The 18,339-nt window shown below is 69.6% G+C and carries 15 protein-coding genes and 1 pseudogene; 12 read left to right on the top strand and 4 right to left on the bottom strand.

All coding sequences use genetic code 11. The annotated features are described in order from the left end of the window. Window positions 1-49 precede the first annotated feature (49 nt). A pseudogene (locus tag DVK44_RS16550) lies at window positions 50-715 on the bottom strand (DUF3560 domain-containing protein); the annotation flags it as partial. A gap of 543 nt (window positions 716-1,258) precedes the next feature. Between DVK44_RS16550 and DVK44_RS16545 the strand changes: the two are divergent. The 5 genes from DVK44_RS16545 (at window position 1,259) to DVK44_RS16525 (ending at window position 6,169) form a co-directional block, all read left to right on the top strand. Further along, window positions 1,259-2,632, top strand: coding sequence for an RHS repeat-associated core domain-containing protein (locus DVK44_RS16545; RefSeq protein ID WP_162793865.1), 1,374 nt, complete (start codon window positions 1,259-1,261; stop codon window positions 2,630-2,632). Between the two features lie 9 nt (window positions 2,633-2,641). Continuing rightward, a complete protein-coding gene (locus tag DVK44_RS16540; protein WP_228447186.1) occupies window positions 2,642-3,124 on the top strand; it encodes a hypothetical protein in 483 nt (160 codons plus the stop codon). Between the two features lie 658 nt (window positions 3,125-3,782). After that, on the top strand, window positions 3,783-4,661 hold the full coding sequence (locus DVK44_RS16535) for a hypothetical protein (RefSeq protein ID WP_162793863.1): 879 nt from the start codon (window positions 3,783-3,785) through the stop codon (window positions 4,659-4,661). Between the two features lie 72 nt (window positions 4,662-4,733). Then, on the top strand, window positions 4,734-5,111 hold the full coding sequence (locus DVK44_RS16530; protein ID WP_114660366.1) for a nuclear transport factor 2 family protein: 378 nt from the start codon (window positions 4,734-4,736) through the stop codon (window positions 5,109-5,111). Between the two features lie 134 nt (window positions 5,112-5,245). Beyond that, window positions 5,246-6,169 (top strand): aminoglycoside phosphotransferase family protein, encoded by a 924-nt coding sequence (locus tag DVK44_RS16525; protein WP_114660365.1) that lies wholly within the window; start codon window positions 5,246-5,248, stop codon window positions 6,167-6,169. A 46-nt stretch (window positions 6,170-6,215) separates the two neighbouring features. Here the strand turns inward: DVK44_RS16525 and DVK44_RS16520 are convergent, their stop codons facing one another. Further along, a complete protein-coding gene (locus DVK44_RS16520) occupies window positions 6,216-7,277 on the bottom strand; it encodes an endonuclease/exonuclease/phosphatase family protein (protein ID WP_114660364.1) in 1,062 nt (353 codons plus the stop codon). Window positions 7,278-7,411: 134 nt separating this feature from the next. Next, window positions 7,412-8,404: a helix-turn-helix transcriptional regulator gene (locus DVK44_RS16515; protein WP_114660363.1), complete on the bottom strand. Its 993-nt coding sequence runs from the start codon at window positions 8,402-8,404 to the stop codon at window positions 7,412-7,414. A 132-nt stretch (window positions 8,405-8,536) separates the two neighbouring features. Between DVK44_RS16515 and DVK44_RS16510 the strand changes: the two genes are divergently transcribed. The 7 genes from DVK44_RS16510 (at window position 8,537) to DVK44_RS16480 (ending at window position 17,050) form a co-directional block, all read left to right on the top strand. Then, window positions 8,537-9,304: an NIPSNAP family protein gene (locus tag DVK44_RS16510; protein WP_114660362.1), complete on the top strand. Its 768-nt coding sequence runs from the start codon at window positions 8,537-8,539 to the stop codon at window positions 9,302-9,304. A gap of 555 nt (window positions 9,305-9,859) precedes the next feature. Continuing rightward, complete coding sequence (locus DVK44_RS16505; RefSeq protein WP_114660361.1) at window positions 9,860-13,531, top strand: Ig-like domain-containing protein; 3,672 nt, start codon at window positions 9,860-9,862, stop codon at window positions 13,529-13,531. Between the two features lie 165 nt (window positions 13,532-13,696). Continuing rightward, window positions 13,697-14,230, top strand: a complete 534-nt coding sequence (locus tag DVK44_RS16500) for a TetR/AcrR family transcriptional regulator (protein ID WP_162793861.1) — start codon at window positions 13,697-13,699, stop codon at window positions 14,228-14,230. After that, window positions 14,212-14,562, top strand: a complete 351-nt coding sequence (locus DVK44_RS16495) for a hypothetical protein (protein ID WP_114660359.1) — start codon at window positions 14,212-14,214, stop codon at window positions 14,560-14,562. Before DVK44_RS16500 ends, DVK44_RS16495 begins: the two co-directional genes overlap by 19 nt. 202 nt (window positions 14,563-14,764) lie before the next feature. After that, window positions 14,765-15,781 carry an alpha/beta hydrolase family protein gene (locus DVK44_RS16490; protein ID WP_114665180.1) on the top strand — a complete coding sequence of 339 codons (1,017 nt, stop codon included), beginning with the start codon at window positions 14,765-14,767 and terminating at the stop codon, window positions 15,779-15,781. 311 nt (window positions 15,782-16,092) lie between these two features. Continuing rightward, window positions 16,093-16,404, top strand: a complete 312-nt coding sequence (locus tag DVK44_RS16485) for a hypothetical protein (protein ID WP_114660358.1) — start codon at window positions 16,093-16,095, stop codon at window positions 16,402-16,404. A gap of 112 nt (window positions 16,405-16,516) precedes the next feature. Continuing rightward, window positions 16,517-17,050, top strand: coding sequence for a hypothetical protein (locus DVK44_RS16480; RefSeq protein ID WP_114660357.1), 534 nt, complete (start codon window positions 16,517-16,519; stop codon window positions 17,048-17,050). Window positions 17,051-17,269: 219 nt separating this feature from the next. Here DVK44_RS16480 and DVK44_RS16475 read toward each other — a convergent pair whose 3' ends face one another. Continuing rightward, window positions 17,270-18,313, bottom strand: coding sequence for an NAD(P)-dependent alcohol dehydrogenase (locus DVK44_RS16475; RefSeq protein ID WP_114660356.1), 1,044 nt, complete (start codon window positions 18,311-18,313; stop codon window positions 17,270-17,272). Between the last annotated feature and the right edge of the window lie 26 nt (window positions 18,314-18,339).

Genomic DNA, 18,339 nt, shown 5'->3' with positions numbered 1-18,339 from the left:
GTTCCGGTGGTCATCGGGCCGACCGAACGTAGGGGGCGGGCAAGATGCGCTACGCGGTGGCGGTCGGCGACTTCTGGCGTATCTCCTCGGCGCTCATCCGCCCGGTGACGTCGTCGTACGGGACCGTCCACGTCCAGCCATCGTGCCGGTTGTCCGTCGAACGGGCGATGGCCCGACCGACGCCGTTGTGGATGTGCGGGATGGTCACCGACTTCGGGCTAACGCGCAGGACCTCGTACCAGGTGCCCCGGTGAAGCACGAAGTCGCCGGGCTTGAAGTCGGCCTTCGACCAGACCTTGAAGGCTTCGGCCTCGGCGTCCTTGATGACCGTCTCCCAGTGGGCGATCTCCTCGGTCAGCTCCTGGTGCTCTGTCTCCAGCTCCGGGTCTGCCGTGCTCCGGGAGTACCCCTTGGCGGACTGGCCGCGCTGCCACTTCTCGACCGCGCGAAGGTCGGCACGCAGCTTGTCGAGGCGGCGGAGCGTGCGGCCGGGGTCCTTGCGGAACCGCTCGTAGTTGGCGGCGGCCTGCTCCCGGCCGGCCCAGTGCTGGGCGCGGTCGTGCTCGCTGATGCTCTTGCGCATCGCGTTGTCCATCCGCGCGCGATCGCGGCGGGCGCGGCCCTCGGAGTGGTGACCGATGAGGATCGGCTGACCGCCGGCGAACCGCTCGGATATCTCGTGGCTCGACTTCGACGCGGCCTCGGAGTTCCGGGCGGCGTTGTTGGCGTATCCGCTGAACCTCTCCGCCCGGCTTTCGGCCTTCTCTTCCCGGTCCTACTCGGCCTCGGTGAACGTACGGCGGTCGGCGTTGTCGATTGTCAGGGTGGTCTCGAAGCCCGCGTCTCGGAGTCGCTGCGCGAGGAGTTCGAGCGAGGGGGTGTGGGTGGCGTGGTCGCGGCTGTGCGGGAGGTACCAGCAGCCGAAGGTTCCTGCTCCACCGAAGGGGCTGGCGCTGGGTGCGGCCGTACTCGCGGAGCCGCAGGATCTCGGCTGATCCTTCGCCCTGGCTGGTGCCCTCGATCAGGGTGCCTTCTCGGCGCGTGTGTGTGATCTTGATAGTCACTGAACTGGTCTTTTCTGGTGCGATTTTGTGGTCCGGCGGGGAGGCGGACCTTGTGTTGGAAGCGGTCCGCACCACGGGCGCGGGCCGTGAGGGACGATCGGCTCGCGGGCCGTCGCGCCCTGCGCGACGGCAGGGGCTGCCGCGCCCCCGCGGGGCGCGTCCTTCGCGGTCTGCCCACCTCAATGACGGACTCTGTGGCGGGCACCTTCGGTGCAACGTACGACGCGTCCGGCAACGTCGAGGGCGAGACCCTGCCGGGCGGCTACACGCTCAGTACCGTCTCCGACGAGACCGGGTTCACCACCTCGCGCTTCTACACCCGCGACACGGACGGCATCGCGCTTCTCAGCGACGCGGCCGTCCCTACGGTCCACGGTCAGGCGAGTTCCAGCACCCGCAGCGCGGGTGCGGGCTACAGCCAGGACTTCCGCTACGACCGCACCGGCCGCCTCACCGACGTCGACGAATCCGGCACGTACGGATCGCAACACCGCGCGTACAGCTTCGACGCCAACTCCAACCGCACCCGCCTGGTTTCCGCCCGAGACCAAGACGGGACGCCAGTGTCCACAACCACGGACTACACGTACGACACAGCCGACAGCCTGACCGGCACCGGCATCACGTACGACGCGTTCGGGCGCACACTCACCAAGCCGGGCACCACCTTCGGTTACTACGCCAACGACTTGGTGCGCCGGCAAACGTGCGGAGACCGCCGCAAGACGTGGAGCCTCGATGCCCAGGGCCGCCTGGCCTCCTCAACCGCCGAGACCCTCGACGGGCAGGGCGCGGTCACTGCCTCGGTGAGCTCTGTGAACCACTACCGCAACGGAACGGACTCCCCGTCCTGGACGGTGGAGGACGTGGCCGCGAACCTGCGCAGCCGTAACGTCACCAGCCTGTCGGGCAACCTGGCTGCCGTCACCGGAACCTCAGGCGGCACCGTGCTCCAGCTCACCGACCTGCACGGCGACGCGGGCGTCGCACTACCGCTCGACCCTGCCCAGCCACTGGCGGTGGCCGACACGGACGAGTACCGCAACGTGCGCGAGGGCACGGCCTCGGCCCGCTACAACTGGCCGACCGCCCACATGCGGGAATCGGACACACCGTCCGGCGCCATCCTCATGGGCGTCCGCCAGTACGACCCGTCGATCGGCCGGTTCTTGTCTGTCGACCCCGTCTACGGCGGCAATGCCAATCCCTACGAATACTGCTCCGGAGACAGCAACAACTGCACCGACCTCGGCGGCGACTGTAGCTCCAGCAAGCTGTGCTGCACCTTCTCGGTGGACAACCCCCACCCCTCGCACACGGTCAAAGGCCGCATCAACGTGCACGCCGACGTCGCGCTGGTACGGCTGGGAAAAGATGGCCTCCGGCTACAAGGCCGGAGGGGGCGTGTACAAAGCCCGAGAGGTGGCCAACTGGGCGCCGCGTGGCACCTGCTACTACTACAAGGGCGTGGGCGATTTCATGGTCTCGACCGGCCCGGCCGGGTCAGGGAGCAAGGGTTACGCTACGGCCACAAACCACCAAAAACGCTACCTCAAAGGGTGGGATGAGATGTGCCTGTGACAGACCGCCCACGGGCCGCCTGGCTGCTGGACTGGCACACCGACACCCCGTACGGGCTGACCGCACTCGGCGTCCCCGCCGACCGCCTGTCCGAGGCAGAGGAGAAGGCCGCCTCGGCCCTGGCCGGCCAGCCCCTTCCCGCCTCGTGGCAGGGCGCGGACCCAGCACTGCGGCGGCGTCTCGTCGCCGCGTGCCGACCGGTGCCGACGACGCGCCTCTGGCACGTCTCGGACGACCGGCCGGTCACCGACGAGGCCCGTGCCCGGCAGGACTGCCTGCGGATACTCGCCACCGAGCAACCCGAGGCGGTGCCACTGCCGACCGACCAGGTCAACCGCCTGCCGGGGCTGACCGCCCTGCTCCGACTGACCGCCCTGGCCTGCCGCATGCCACCGGAGGTGTGGCTAGGCGCGGACGAGGACCTCCTCGACGTGTTCGACAGCTACACGGTGGGCGGCATTCCGGACGACTTCCTCTAGCCCGACGACCGCACGCCGATCACAGTCCCGAGTGCCCTCAGCCACACACCGCGGGAGGACGCCTCTGCATTACGCACTGTGACCACTCGACGCGATGGATTCACGCCCCTCAAAGACCGTCCCGAGCAATCTCCAGCGGATGAAAAGCACGGAACCATCAGCCACCACACACCCCGGGGCGACCACCAAGAACGCGAGCGGACACCACCGGCCGAACCCCTCCTCACAGTGCGGAACGTTCCGCACGGGAACCGTCAGAGGCCGATCGAAGAGGGCCCAGCGGGACAGAAACAGGGGGGTATGTCCCACTCTCGGGAAAAACCGCAGGTGAGACGGGTCACGCAAGCGGGTTCAAATCCCTCCGCTACCGCCATAGAGAACCGCCCCTCGTGTCCAACCGACCTGAACGTCGCCGCCGGCCAGCTCTTCCGTATCAGAACCGCCGCCGAAGACGCCGTGGGCAACCGCGGCATGAAGCAAGGTTCTACTCAGCCGCGACTCGCCACCGAATCGTGCGAAACCGCCCTTCTGCGATGGAATTCCTGCTGTGATGGTGACCCCGGTTCCCGGATGGCAGGTGCTGACTCCGGTCGCGTCAGAGGCAGATCGGGACGGCACCTCAGACCGGTTCGTCACGGCGCGACGAAGGCTGCGAAGGGTGACATTCGTGACATACCACACTCCTACGTCCGGTTCGCTGCCGGTGCGGCGATTCACTGGTGATGCCGACAGACTGCGGTGCGCGTTCTTCGTCGGTATCCCCGCGACGGGCAAAACACTGATGGTCCAGAACTTCACGGCGATCGCGGCCGGGCGAGGGCGTACGGTCCACCTGCTGCAATGGGACCTCGTCCGTGGAGCATTCGACGGCGCGAGTGCCGCGACCGGCTATCCGGAGATCGATGGTGTCACCCATCCCGTGATCCGCAAGGCGGTCGGCCTGTGGGCACGCGAGGCCGTCGCGCGGTGGGACCGCGAGCACCGCTCCACGGAGCATCTGCTCGTATGCGAGGCCCCTTTGATCGGCAACCGTATGACGGAACTCGTCCGCACCCGTGACGACGCCACCGAGCCCTTGCTGTGCGCCCCGCACAGCACCTTCTACATCCCCGCGCCGTCCGACAGCGTTCGCGCTGTCATCGAGAACCTCCGTGCCCGCGACACCGGCCGGCCGAGACACGTATACGAGCGCGCCAACGCGGCTCCCGCGGTGGTCACTCATTTATGGCAGGAGATCCACCACCTCGCCACGCACTATGGGCTTACGTCACACGGACCCGACGGACACACCTATCGGCAGGACCGCTACATCGCCGTGTACGAACGCGTTCTCGCTCACCGCCACACGACGGTGCTGCCCATCAACGACATCCTGCCCGTGACCGGTTCCGCGTACGACGTCCACCCCGCCACACGCCAACTCCGGCCCCGCCCCGACGACGTTGAACGCGCCCTGGCCCGCGCCGCGAACATGCCCGCGGACGCGCTGCGCCGCGAGACCGAACGGTGGTACGAGGACAACGGCGGGACCGGCTGATTCGGCAGGGTGAACGGAAGCCACGGCCCCCGCCCTCGGCGAACTGTCAGTGGGACCTGCCAGGATGCCCTTATGGAACCTTCGAAGACCGTGCAGAGGTTTTGGGATCTTATGCAGGCCCGGGACTGGGAAGGGCTCGGCGAGTTGCTGGCCGCTGACCTGGTGGTGGAGTGGCCGGTCAGCGGCGAGCGGATCGTGGGCCGCGACAACTTCGTGAGCATCAATGCGGAGTATCCGGAGGGGTGGTCGATCAACGTTCTGCGAGTCGTGGTGGACGGCGACGTGGTGGTGTCCGAGGTGGAGGTCCCTCACGGGACGATGGGGGTCCACCGGGTGGCCTCGTTCTGGACGGTCCGGGACGGGAAGATCGTTGGCGGTCGGGAGTACTGGACGGAGCCGGGTTCGGACCCGTCGCCGGAGTGGCGGGCTCAGTATGTGCAGCGGATATGACCCGGTGACGCTGACTATGTGAGAGGGCATCGCGGCCGGTTGTTGTCGTTGGGGTCCGGCGGCGGTGCTCGCCGGGCCGTCCCCTGGCGCTGCGAAGAGCCGGCGCGTATCCCGCTCCCCCGGAAGGCAGCCCCATGAGTTCGTCGCAGGCTATTGAAGTGCCTGACGCCCTGATCGCGTCGTACACGAGGAATGGTGGTGAAGAAGAGTGCGCCTGGATCGGTCGGCTGCCTGTGGTGGTGGCGGATCTGCTTGGTCGGTGGGAGCTGAAGCGCGACGGTGGTATCGCGTCCGGGGAGGCTTCGTTGGTGGTGCCGGTGTGTTGTGCGGACGGGACCCGCGCCGCGCTCAAGCTTCAGATGCCGCGTGAGGAGACGACCGCCGCGCTGATCGGGCTGCGGGCGTGGAACGGTGACGGCATCGTGCGGCTGCTCGGCCACGATCCGGAGAGCGGCGCCGTGCTGCTGGAACGCCTGAATGGCGCACGTACCCTGGCTTCCGTCGAGGACGACGACGCGGCGATGAGCACCCTGGCCGGGCTGATGGCCCGGCTGCACTCCGCCCCGGCGCCCGAGGGCCTGCGGGGCCTCGGTGATGTCGTACGGGAGATGCTGGCGTCCGTTCCCGCGGCGGTCGCGGCTCTGACGGAGCACGAGGATCAGCGGCGGCTGCGCAACTGGGCAGCGGCAGCCGCTGAGTTGGCCGGCGAGCCCGGCGACCGGATGCTGCACTGGGACCTGCACTACGACAACGTGCTCGCCGCCGAGCGCGAGCCGTGGCTGGCCATCGACCCCGAACCCCTCGTCGGGGACCCGGGCTTCGACCTGTGGCCGGCGCTGGACACCGGCTGGGAGAGACTCCAGGCGGCCGGGGACACTCCCCGGGCGGTACGGCGCCGCTTCGACCTCTTGACCGAGGCGCTCGGGCTGGACCGCCGGCGCGCGGCCGGCTGGACCCTGGCCCGGCTGTTGCAGAACACACTGTGGGACATCGAGGACGGACGGACCACCATCACCCCCTCCCAGACCGCCGTGGCCGAGGCACTGCCCCGCCACTGAACACGTCCGAGGGTTTACGGCGGCACCGCGGCCCTCGGGGGTGTTCTCAGCCCAGTGTGATCCGCGCGATGACCGGGAGATGGTCGCTCCCGGTGCGGGGCAGGGTACGAAGGGGGCCGACGGCCGCCGAGCGGGCCATGATCTGGTCGATCCGGGCCAGCGGGAAGGCGGCGGGGAAGCTGAAGGCGAAGCCCCGTGCCGGTACGTTCAACTGCGAGGTCAGCGGGGCGAGTCCACGGTCGTCGACCGTGCTGTTGAGGTCGCCGAGGAGTATCACCGTGCGGAGCTTCTCGGCGGCGATGGCCTTGCCCAGCCGGCCGGCGCTTTCGTCGCGCCAGGACGAGGCGAGGCCGGTGGCACGGACGCGGATGGAGGGCAGGTGCGCGACGTACACCGCGACCTCACGGTGTGGAGTGTGGACCACGGCGCGCAGGCCGCGGTTCCAGGGCTCTGTGATCCCAGCGGGTTTGATGTCCAGTTCCTGGACGTCGGTGAGCGGGTGTTTCGACCAGAGTCCGACGGTGCCCACCACCGTGTGGTGGGGGTAGCGCGGGGCGAGGGTTTCTTCGTACACCGCCAGCGCCGGGGGTATCAGCTCCTCCAGACCGATGAGGTCGGGCCCGGCGTCGGCCAGGGCGCGGGCGGTGTCCGCCGGGTCGGTGTTCTCGTCACTGGCGTTGTGCTGCACCGCGACGAGATCGTGCGCACCGGGCTTCGCACCGGGATGTACGCCGGGCAACAGGAGCCCGCCGAAGAGGTACGTCCAGGCCGCCACCGGCAGGAGCAGTGCCACGAGCGCGAGCGCCGAGCGGCGCAGCAGTGCCAGGCCGAGCAGCGCCACGATCACCAGGCCGGACCAGGGCAGGAACGATTCCCACAGACTGCCCAGGCGTCCAGGGGAGTTGGGGACCAGCCGGTGGAAGGCCAGCAGCACCGCTGACAGCACCGCGAGGGCGGCGAGGACGCGCCCGCGTGTCCAGGGCGAGCGGGCCTTCGCGCTCCCGGCCGCGGACCACCGCCGTATCCCCGGGAGCGTGGACCACCGCCGTATCCCCCGGAGCGTTGTCGCCTTCGCCGCCGATGTCGCGCCGTTGTCCCGTTCAGCCATGGCTTCCCATCCGCACGCCCTTGCTCTTGCCCTTGTCTCCAGGACGCGTCGCACGGTGCGTCAGGTTCTGGTCCTCGCACGTGTGACGGCACACATCCGTGAAGTCGGCCGGCGGCCTGCCACACTGTGGTGGGTCAGGTACGTCCGTACGCTCTGGCCAGTACGCCGACCGTGTCGGCCATGGCTTGGCGCAGTTCCGTCGGCGCGACGATCTCGACGTCGACGCCGAGCCGCAGCCACTCACCGCACGCGTGCGCGGTGCTCTCGGTCGGTACGACCGCCTCGACCCAGCCGTCGGCGCCGACGGGCGTCGCGGTGGCGTCGACCGCGCGCACCACCTCCGGGGGGAGGTTGTCCGGCAGGCGTCGGCGGCCGTGTGGGGACAGCCGGATGGTGGCGGTGCCGGTGAAGCGGCGAGTCTGGAAGTCGTCGAGGTACGAGGTCCAGTACGTGCCCAGGTCGAAGTCCCTCGGCCGGTCGAAGCGCTCGGCGCTCACGGACGCATCTAGGACCTGGGTAACCCGGTACGTGGCGACCCGGTACGTCGCAGCCCGGCTCTCCGAAGCCGCCACCAGGTACCAGACACCGGACTTCACCACCAAGCCGTACGGGCGAAGCCGGCGGCGCACCTCCTGCGGCGCCCGCCAGCGCCGGTAACGCACCTCCACCACCCGCTGCGTGAGCACCGCGTCGACCAACAGCGGGAGATACGGCGCCTGTTCGGGCTCCCGGTACCAGCCCGGCGCGTCCACGTGGAACACCGCGGCGGACCGCGCCGCCTCCTCGCGCGGGCCCGTCGGCAGCGCGGCCAGCAACTTCAGCCGTGCCGCCGTCATCTCCGCCGCGAGCCCCAGATCGGCGGCGGGGCCCGGCAGCCCGGCGAAGAACAGCGCCCGTGCCTCGCCCTCGTTCATGCCGGTCAGGCGGGTGCGGTAGCCGTCGAGCAGCTGGTAGCCGCCCCCGCGGCCCGGCTCCGCGTAGACCGGGACCCCGGTGGCCTGGAGACGCGCCAGGTCACGGTAGGCCGTCCGTACGGACACCCCCAGCTCCTCGGCGATCCCTCGCGCGGACACGCGGCCACGGGATTGCAGCAACAGCAGCACCGACAGCAGTCGACCGGCAGACATGGACGCATTCTCCCCGTAAACCCTGACAGCACCTGGCACGGAGCTGCCCTACCGTCAGTGCGCGCGCGTCCCCGGCCGAACGAGCCGCCGGGGTCCCACGCGCTCAGAAAAGAGACCGAACAGGAGCCTGTTGTGCCCTCCACCGACCCTGTCAGCCGCCCCGCCGTGTTCGAACTTCGCCAGTACACACTGAAATCCGGCCGGCGCGACGAGCTGATCGAGCTGTTCGACCGGGAGTTCGTCGAAACGCAGGAAGAGACCGGGATGGTCGTACTCGGCCAGTTCCGGGACCTCGACGATCCGGACCGCTTCGTCTGGCTGCGCGGCTTCCGGGACATGGCGACGCGGCACCGCGCCCTGTCGGACTTCTACGGAGGCCCGGTCTGGGCCAAGCACGGCCCCCAGGCCAACGACACGATGATCAGCTCCGACGATGTCCTCCTGCTGCGCCCCCTGTCGGAGGGAAGCGCTCCCGCCGGTACAACCAGTGCCGCCGTTCCCGCCGCCTCCCCCGCCCAGCGGCCCGAGGTCGGTGCTCCGGCACCGGAGCGCTTCGTGTCCGCCACCGTGTGGTCCTTCCCGCCCGGACAGCACGACGGCATCGCCCTGATCCGGGACGGCCTCCTCCCCCTGCTCCACAGCACGGGCCCCGCGCCGCTCGCCGCCCTCACCACCGAAACGGCGCACAACACCTTCGACCGGCTGCCGGTCCGTACCGGGGAGAACGTCGTCGCGGTCCTCACCTCGTACCCCGATGAGAGCGCCCACCGACAGCACCTTGCCGATGTGCTGGCCCATCCCCTCGTACGGGACGAGATCCTGCCGGGCATCGAGCGGAACCAGACCGCCGCCCCCTTGACCCTGCGGCTGGCCCCCACAGGCCGCTCACTCATCGCCTGAGATCCCCCGAACCGTCCGCCGGCCCGCCCGCCCCGGAAGCAGCCGTTTCCGGGACGATCCGCCCACCGGCACAGCCGGGGCGGGCCGCCGCGCGCACTGCGTCGCCGCGTCGGCCCGTCCCCGCATACGTGACGGTCCGTCATCTATGCCCTATGTAACGCGTTTCGCGTAAGCGCAGGTCAGAGGCGTCGGGCGATTTATCGGTGAAGTCGCTATTCAGGGTGATTTACATGATGTCTAGATCAAAAGTAGCGAACATCTGTGTTTCGACCCCCCGAACATGTGGCGGAGATGTGAATGTTCGTGCGGCTGTGGATCAGTTGAAGCGGACGCGTTTCCGGACGCGCCGTGCACGGGCGGGGCCCGCTCGGGCACTTGAAAGTGAGAGGTCAGGCACAGGTGCACATATCAAGACCCCAGCGGACGCGGCTGCGTCCGCTTGCCGCGGGAGCCGCGGCGTTGGTGGCGCTGAGCGCGCTGTCTGTTGTGACGGCTCCCCTTGCCACGGCGGTGGACTCGCCGTCCGCCGTGGTCCGTTCGGGAGACGGGTGGACCGTGACCCGGGCGGCCGGCGGATACGTCGTCGCGCTGGAGCTGGACGACGCGCTTCCCGTCAAGAGCGATATTCCCGAACTCGTCGCGGACGGGACCGATCTCGGGCCGGCCGTGGAGTCCGCCGACGGCCGGACACTGACGGTCAGTACGACCGACGACTCGGTGGCGAGCGCCAAGAAGGTCACCTGGCAGTGGTCCACCGGCGGCAACAGCACGGCCACCGGGCCGACCACGCTGCTGTCGGCGGCGGCCCAGGCCAAGGCGCGGAAGCTGACCGAGGCCGCCTCCGAGGCCAAGGCCGAGGCCAATCCGCGGATCGCGGCGAACTCGGTCGCGGGGGACGTCGGGGGCGCGGGGACGACCGCCGACGACCCGACGACCATCGGCACCGGCGCGTACACCGTCGCGGACTACAACTTCGGCGCCCAGTCCATCGCGCTCGCGGGCATCGGCGGCATCCGCGGTGAGGTGCAGGGGCGGATCTACGTCCCGACCGACGGCAAGCCGCATCCCGTCGTGATCTTCCAGCACGGCCGCCACAGCTCCTGTTACAACACCACGACCCTGCGGGCCCAGAGCGGTTGGCCCTGTCCGGCGGGCACGGCGCCGATCCTCAGTTACGCCGGTTACGACGGCGCCGCCGAGGCGCTCGCGGCCGACGGGGTGACCGTCATCTCGATCTCCGCGAACGCGATCAACGCCAACGACAACCAGCTCGCCCCCGACTACGGCGCACGTGCCCGCGGTCAGCTCGTCCTCGACACACTGAGCCTGCTCAAGAAGGCCGGCAGCGGCGAGCCCGTCGTCCTGAGCGACGCGGCGACCGGCCGGGACGTCACCCTGGAACAGGCCCTCGCGGCCGGCCGGGACACCCTCCCCAGTGGCACACTCACCCCCGCCCAGCTCGTCGGTTCCATGGACTTCGGCTCGATCGGGCTGATGGGCCACTCACGCGGCGGCGAGGGCGTGGTGGCCGCGACGACCCTCAACGCGGCCCTGCCGCAGCCGTGGGGGATCAAGTCCGTACTGCCGCTGGCTCCCGTCGACTTCACCCGTACGACGCTGCCCGACGTGATCACCACGACGATGCTGCCGTACTGCGACGGCGACGTGTCGGACCTCCAGGGACAGCACTTCTACGCCGACTCGCGGGACACGTTCTCCGACGACGTACACCGCTCGGCCCTCTGGGTGATGGGCGCCGACCACAACTTCTTCAACACCCAGTGGACCCCGCCGGTCCCGGGCGGCTCCGACGACTGGTCGAGCGCCTCCGACGCCGTGTGCGGGACCAACGCCACCGCGCTGGCCTCGGGCAAGAACATCCGGCTCACCGCCCAGCAGCAGTACCAGGTCGGCGCCGCGTACATGTCCGGCTTCTTCCAGGCGACCCTGCGCGGACGCACCCAGTTCCAGGGCATGTTCGACGGCTCGCAGCTGCTGCCGCCCTCCGTGGCCGCCTTCGCCGATGTCCGCACCGTCGTGCACCAGCCGTCCTCGGCGCGCCGCGACATCGCCACGTTCAAGAAGACCAGCCCGCTCATCGGCACGACGACCGCGGCGACCGCCACGGTCTGCGCCAACAAGTCCGGGCGGACCGTACCGGAGCCGTATCCGCTCTGCACCAACCCGGGCAGCGTCCTCACCAACCAGCAGCTGCCGTACTGGACTCCGGCGGCGTTCGCCCCGAACGTACCGCTGAACATCATGACCCATCTGACCTGGACGGCGACGACCGGCGCGCTCTCCGTGACGCTTCCGGCCGCCCAGCAGAACGTCTCGGGCTACGACGCGATGACCGTCGCCATGTCGCCCGACGAGAGCGTCACCACCGGTACGGACATGACGCTGAGCGTCAGTGACGCGGCCGGCCGCACCTGGAGCGGCAAGGTCTCCGAGCTGAACTCCTGGGGCGTCACACGGATGCCCGCCAGCGGATCCACACTCCTCGGCAAGATAGTGCTCCAGCAGGTGAACGTCCCCACCGCGACGCTCGCCGCCGCCGGGCTCGACCTCACCCGGGTCACCAGGGTCACCTTCACCGCGGCCGTCGGCGCCGACGGTGTGACCGCCGGCGGTGTGTACCTCTCCGACCTCAGCTTCGGCAACAAGGCGCTCGGCACACCCGGCGCGCAGCCGCGGCCGACCGTCAACGTCGCCTCCACCAGGGTCGAGGAGGGCAACGGTCCCGGCGCGTCCCAGGTGGCGGTCTATCTGTCGCAGCCGAGCGCGTCGCCCGTCTCCGCGTACCTCACGGTGATCGGTTCGGCGACCGGCAAGGTCGGGCTCGCCATGCAGAAGGTGACATTCGCGCCGGGAACGACCTGCCGCGTGGCCGACATCCCCGCGACGGGCGACAACCTCCCGGGAGCCGCGGCCACCACCGCGTTCAAGCTGGGGGTCTCCAACTCCAGCGACGCGGTCCTGGGCGGCCAGGCGTTCGGCACCATCACGGTGCGCGAGGACGACGGTGTGACGGGTACGGCCACACCGGCACCGCCGGTCGGCGTCCAGGGCGACCCCTGCGACGAGTACGCGGCGCTAGCCCGGCCCGGCGCGCTGACGGTCAGCGACACCGGCCCGGAGCCCGGCGCGGCCCTCACGGTCGGCGGCTCCGGCTACCGCGCCGGTGAGAGCGTGGCGTTCGGCATCGGCGAGACGGCCCTCGGCAGCGCGATCGCCGCAGCCGACGGTTCCGTCACACTCCAGGTCACCGTCCCGGCGGACCAGCCGTACGGTACGGCGACGCTGCGCGCGGTCGGGGCCGGCTCCGGCTTCACCGCGACCGCCGACATCGACGTCCTGGCCACCACCACGACCGCGCTCACCCTCACCCCGGCCGCGCCCCGGATCAACGAGGCGGTCACGCTCAAGGCGTCGGTCACCGGACCGGGGACCGACGGCGGGACCGTGACCTTCCGGGACGGCACCACCGTGCTCGGTACGGCCCCGGTGGCCGACGGCACCGCGTCGCTGACGCTCCCGGCGGGCTTCAAGGCGGGTACGTACAGCTTCACGGCCGGCTTCGGCGGCACGACGTCCGCCGACACCTCGGCCTCGGCCCCGGTGCAACTGGTGCTGGTGAAGGGCAAGACCACGATCGCCATGGTCCTGGCGGCGAAGTCGACCGCCTACGGCCGCGCGGTCTCGGGCGTCTTCGCGGTGGCGGGCGCCACGAGCGGGACGGTCGACGTCGATTACGGGAGCGGCTCGCTCACGGCGAAGGTCGGGAGCAAGGGGACGGGCTCGTTCACCCTGCCCGCCTCCCTCAAGGTCGGCGCGCACACCGTGTCCGTACGGTTCACGGGCACCGACTTCGTGGACCCGAGCGCGGTCGCCTCGCAGAAGCTCACGGTCGCCAAGGCGAAGACGAAGTCCACGCTCGCGCTCTCCAAGACCAGCCAGCCCAAGGGGAAGGCCCAGACCGTCAAGGTGACGGTCGGCGGTCAGAGCGGGGCCGCGTACCCGACCGGGAAGATCAAGGTGACGGCGAAGGTCGGCGGCAAGTCGACCACCAAGGAGGTCACCCTGACCGCGTCGAAGAAGGGCGTGATCAGCTTCTCCTTCACCCTCCCCAACCAGAAGGGCACGGCGACGGTCACCGCTGTGTACGGGGGTGACGGAAACTTCCTGGCCAGCACGTCGGCGCCGAAGAAGGTGAAGCTCACCTGACGCTTGGGCAGTTGACGACGGGATTACGGGGGAGGGGTGGACGGGGCCGCGGGCTCCGTCCACCCCTCCCCCGTTGTCGTCCGATGTCGTCCTCTTTTGTGCCCAGGGGCAGTTGAGGAACGATCGTTCTTGACTGATCGTTCCTCAACTGTCTACTGTCATGTCATGGGAAGACCAAGGGCGTTCGACGAGGACGAGGCGGTGCGCGCCGCCGTGAGCCTCTTCGGCGGTCGCGCGTACGACGGGGTGTCCGTCGACGATCTCGTCACCCACCTCGGCGTGCACCGCAATAGCCTGTACAAGACGTTCGGCAGCAAGCGCGGTCTCTATCTGATCGCCCTGCGCCGCCATATCGACGACGACGTACGGCCCTTGGCCGAGGCGCTCACCGAAGCGCCGGATGTCGCGGCCGTGCTGCGGCTCGTCACCTCGGCCGACCTCGGTCTGCTGCTGCTCGCGGTGGTCGAGCGGGCGCCGGTCGACGAGGAGGCCGCCGCCGAGGTGGCGGGCGCGCTGGCCGCCGTCGACCGGGCGATCGCCGGCGCGCTCGGCATTCCCGACGATCTGGCCGCCGCCCTCACGGCCGCCGCGCTGGGCATCCTGCTGCGCGGCGATCCCGACAGCGTCGGCGACGCGCTGGCCCAACTCCTCGATCATCTCGGCCGACAAGGGAGACCGACATGGCACAGGTCCGCATAGACGGCGACGACCTCGTCGTCGTCATGGAGGGGCTCGACAGATTCTGGGCCCAGAAGAGCAGTCTGACCATCCCGATGGTCAACGTCCGCGGCGCGACCGCCGACCCCGGCATGGCCGCCGAGCCCAAGGGAATCCGCGCGCCCGGCACCCATCTGCCCGGTGTGATCACGGCGGGCACGTTCCATCTCGACGGCGAGAAGGTCTTCTGGAACGTCAAGGATCCGTCGAAGACCGTCGTCGTCGAACTGGCCGATGAACGTTACGTACGCCTGGTCCTCCAGGTGAAAGACCCCCGCGCGACCGTCGCGCTGATCGAGAACGCCCTGAGCTGACACGCCCCGGTCCGATGAGCCCCGGGCCGAAAGAGCCCCGGGCCGAAAGAGCCCCGGGCGGAAAGAGCCTTGGGCCGAACGAGCCCTCGGCCCGAACGCCCTTGTGCCGAAAGCGCCTTGAGCCAAGAGCGCACGCCCCGGGCCGAAAGCGCCCTGAGCCGAAAGAGGCAGACCTGTGTTCCTCCGCTTCGCCGCAGCCCTGATGACACTGACCGTCCTCACCGCCGCCCCGGCGGCCGAGGCGGCCCCCGCCCTCGTGCCCGCCGCCGACCGCGAGATTGTCTTCACCGTCGACGGGACGACGACGTACGGCACCCTGCACGTCCCCGCACACCGTCCCGGGCAACGGCTGCGCGCCGCGCTGCTGCTGTCCGGCAGCGGACCCACCGACCGCGACGGCAACCAGCCCACGTACACACCGAACACACTGTCGCTGGTGAGCGACGCGCTCGACCGCGACCGGGTCGCCACCCTGCGGTTCGACAAGTACGGCAGCGGTCGCACCGGGCTCGGCGCCTACCGCGACCAGCCGGAAGAACTCGACTACCCGGCGTTCGTCCGCCAGGCCGCGGCGGCCTACGCGCTGTTGCGCGATCAGCCGGAGACCGACCCGCGCGGGCTGCTGGTCGTCGGGCACAGCGAGGGCGCGATGACCGGGCTGCTGCTCGGCGGCACGGTCCACCCGCGCCCGGCCGGGCTGGCGCTGCTGCAACCGCAGGCGATCCGTCTGCTGGACCTGGTCGCCCTGCAACTGAAGGACCAGATCGCCGAGGCGACCCGGCTGGGCCACCTCACCCCGGAACAGCAGCGCACCATCGACGCGGCCATCGACGCCGCCGTCATCGCCCTGCGCGCACAGCGACCGGTCGACACCACCGACCTGCCGCCCGCGGTCGCCCAGCTCTTCCAAGCCTTCCAGGGTCCGAACGCGAAGTTCGTGAACAGCGACGACGCCATCTACCCACCGAACACCGCCGCGGCGCTCCGCCCCGGTACGAAGGTGCTGCTGACCTGCGGCACGAACGACCCCCAGGTCCCCTGCGCCACAACGGACGCCCTGACCACCGCCCTACGCCACGCCCACACCGGCGGCCCGGGCCGAATCCCCCTACCGGGCGTCAACCACCTCCTGCACGACGCCAACCACCCGGACACCCTCACCCCAGCCGTACGCGACGCGCTGCGCCGCTTCACGAGCGCGGTGGCCCACCGAGGCTGAATTCCCTCGTCGCTTCCGGGATTTCGCGTGATTGCAGGTGAACACATGAGATGCCGGGTGGGGGCGCGTGGTGGTGCGAGCCGCGGTGGCTGTGATGCTAGCGACGTGTCGTACGCGGTCGTCTCCTCGCGCGGGCCATGCCACTCTAAGGATGGTCACCCCATGGAGTCATTCAACTCCCCAAGGTGACTTCCGAGCGCGGGCTGCTGACACACCAGGCCCAGTCGGGCGCCGGCCTTCTCCCCGCGCGGCAGCCCGCAGCCGTCGAGCACACCCCCGCACATCCCTCCCGGGCCGAAAGGAACTAATTCATGCAGCGCATTGGTCTCTGCGCGGCCGTAGCAGGCACCGCCGTCATGCTCGCCCTGGGCACCACCACCAGCGCGTACGCGGCGTCCGGCACGTTCGTCTACACCCTGCCCACCGGCCAACTCGCCACCCTGGAAAACCCTGTGACCGGTAAGTGCTACAACGTCACCGGTATCAAGAACACACTGAACAAGACCGATGCCTACGCCCTGCTGTACGCCGAGCGGAGCTGTGCCGGCACCCATGCCGTCGAGCTCGACCCTCATGCCCAGCACTACGAGGCCGAGTTCAAGAGCGTGAAGTTCATCGACTGACCCCGGCCGGCCCCGTTCCGCAGCCGCCGGCCCGCCATCTCTCGGCGAGCCGGCGCCGGCCGCGGCCCCAGCGCGGAACCGCGCCGCCCGTTGAGTGGAAAGGAACACCCGGGTGCCGACTTCTCGCGCGGCGCTGACCGCGCTCACTCTCGCCCTCGCTCTGTCCCTGACGCTGCCCGCCGGCACCGCAGCGGCTGCGAGCGGCACCTTCACCTACACGCCGCGCGCGGAGCCGAACCACCTTCTCGACCCGGGGCACGGCTGCTATCCGGCCCAGGGCGGTACCGCCATCGACAACCAGACCGACCGGGAGATCTGGCTGTTCACCACCCCGAACTGCGCCGGCACCCCCGCCACCGAAGTCGAGCCGTACTCAGGGACAGTCCAGGCCCGCTTCGGAAGCATGCTGGTCGTCGGACCTGCCACCGGATTGGTCATCTACTACGTGCGCTCCCCCCTTGAAGAACTCGTGGATCCTCCCTCCGGCGTCTGCCAGGAAGCCGACGGCGAAGGAACCGTCATCAACAAGACCAACGCCACCGCCCTCCTGTACGAGCACCCGGGCTGCCCCGGCACTCAGGCGTATGCCGTAAGCCCTGGCTCTCATCTCACCGCCACATTCAAGAGCGTCAAGTTCGTGGACTGAGTGGGCACTGAGTGGGGGGACGTGCGGAATCCGCGCTTCCGTCACACGATGGTGCGTCTCGGACCCGCGACTCCAGCGAGAGCCTCGAAAACTGGGACGCCTGCGTCACCCTCCTCGCGGCGGTCTGCGACACCATCACCTTCGACTGACGCCGAACAGAGCCTTACACCCGGGCCGGCAGGCCGTACGACCTGCCGGCCCGGTGGGCGGAAAGCGCCGTCAGATCGTGGCCGTGTCGATCACGAAGCGGTAGCGCACGTCACTGTTGAGCACCCGCTCGTACGCCTCGTTGATCTCGGACGCGCTGATCAGCTCGATCTCGGAACCGAGACCGTGCTCCGCGCAGAAGTCCAGCATCTCCTGGGTCTCGCGGATGCCGCCGATGGAGGAGCCGGCGAGCGACCTGCGGCCCATGATCAGGGAGAAGAGGTTGAGGGAGACGGGCTCCTCGGGGGCGCCCACGTTCACCAGGGTTCCGTCGGTCTTCAGCAGGCTCGCGTACGCGCTGAAGTCGAGCGGGGCCGAGACCGTGGAGATGATCAGGTCGAAGGTGCCGGCCAGCTCCTCGAAGGTCTTCGGGTCGCTGGTGGCGTAGTAGTGGGCGGCGCCCAGCTTCAGGCCGTCGTCCTTCTTGCGCAGGGACTGGGAGAGGACAGTGACCTCGGCGCCCAGCGCGTGCGCGATCTTCACGCCCATGTGGCCGAGGCCGCCCAGACCGACGATCGCGACCTTCTTGCCCGGGCCCGCGGCCCAGTGCTTCAGCGGGGAGTACAGGGTGATGCCCGCGCAGAGCAGCGGCGCGGCCACATCGAGGGAGAGGCCGTCGGGGATACGGACGGTGTAGTTCTCGTCCACGACGATCTGCTGGGAGTAGCCGCCGTGGGTCGGCTCCCCGTCCTTGCCGATGCCGTTGTACGTCGGGACCTGGCCCGTACCGGTGCAGTACTGCTCCAGGCCAGCCTCACAGTTCTCACACGTACGGCAGGAGTCGACGAAGCAGCCGACGCCCACCCGGTCGCCCACCTGGTACTTCGTGACGCCCGGGCCGACCTCGGAGATCACACCGGCGATCTCGTGGCCCGGGACCATCGGGAAGATGGCCGTACCCCAGCCCTCCCGGGCCTGGTGGATATCGGAGTGGCAGATCCCGGCGAACTTGATGTCGATCAGTACGTCGAACTCACCGACCGCGCGCCGCTCGATGGTGGTGCGCTCCAGGGGAGCCTTGGCGGCGGGGGCGGCGTACGCGGCGACAGTGGTCATGGGAATTCTCCTTGGGGGGTTTCGCG

The sequence above is a fragment of the Streptomyces paludis genome (assembly GCF_003344965.1).
Lineage (GTDB): Bacteria > Actinomycetota > Actinomycetes > Streptomycetales > Streptomycetaceae > Streptomyces > Streptomyces paludis.
This window is presented reverse-complemented; position numbering and strand designations above follow the sequence as displayed.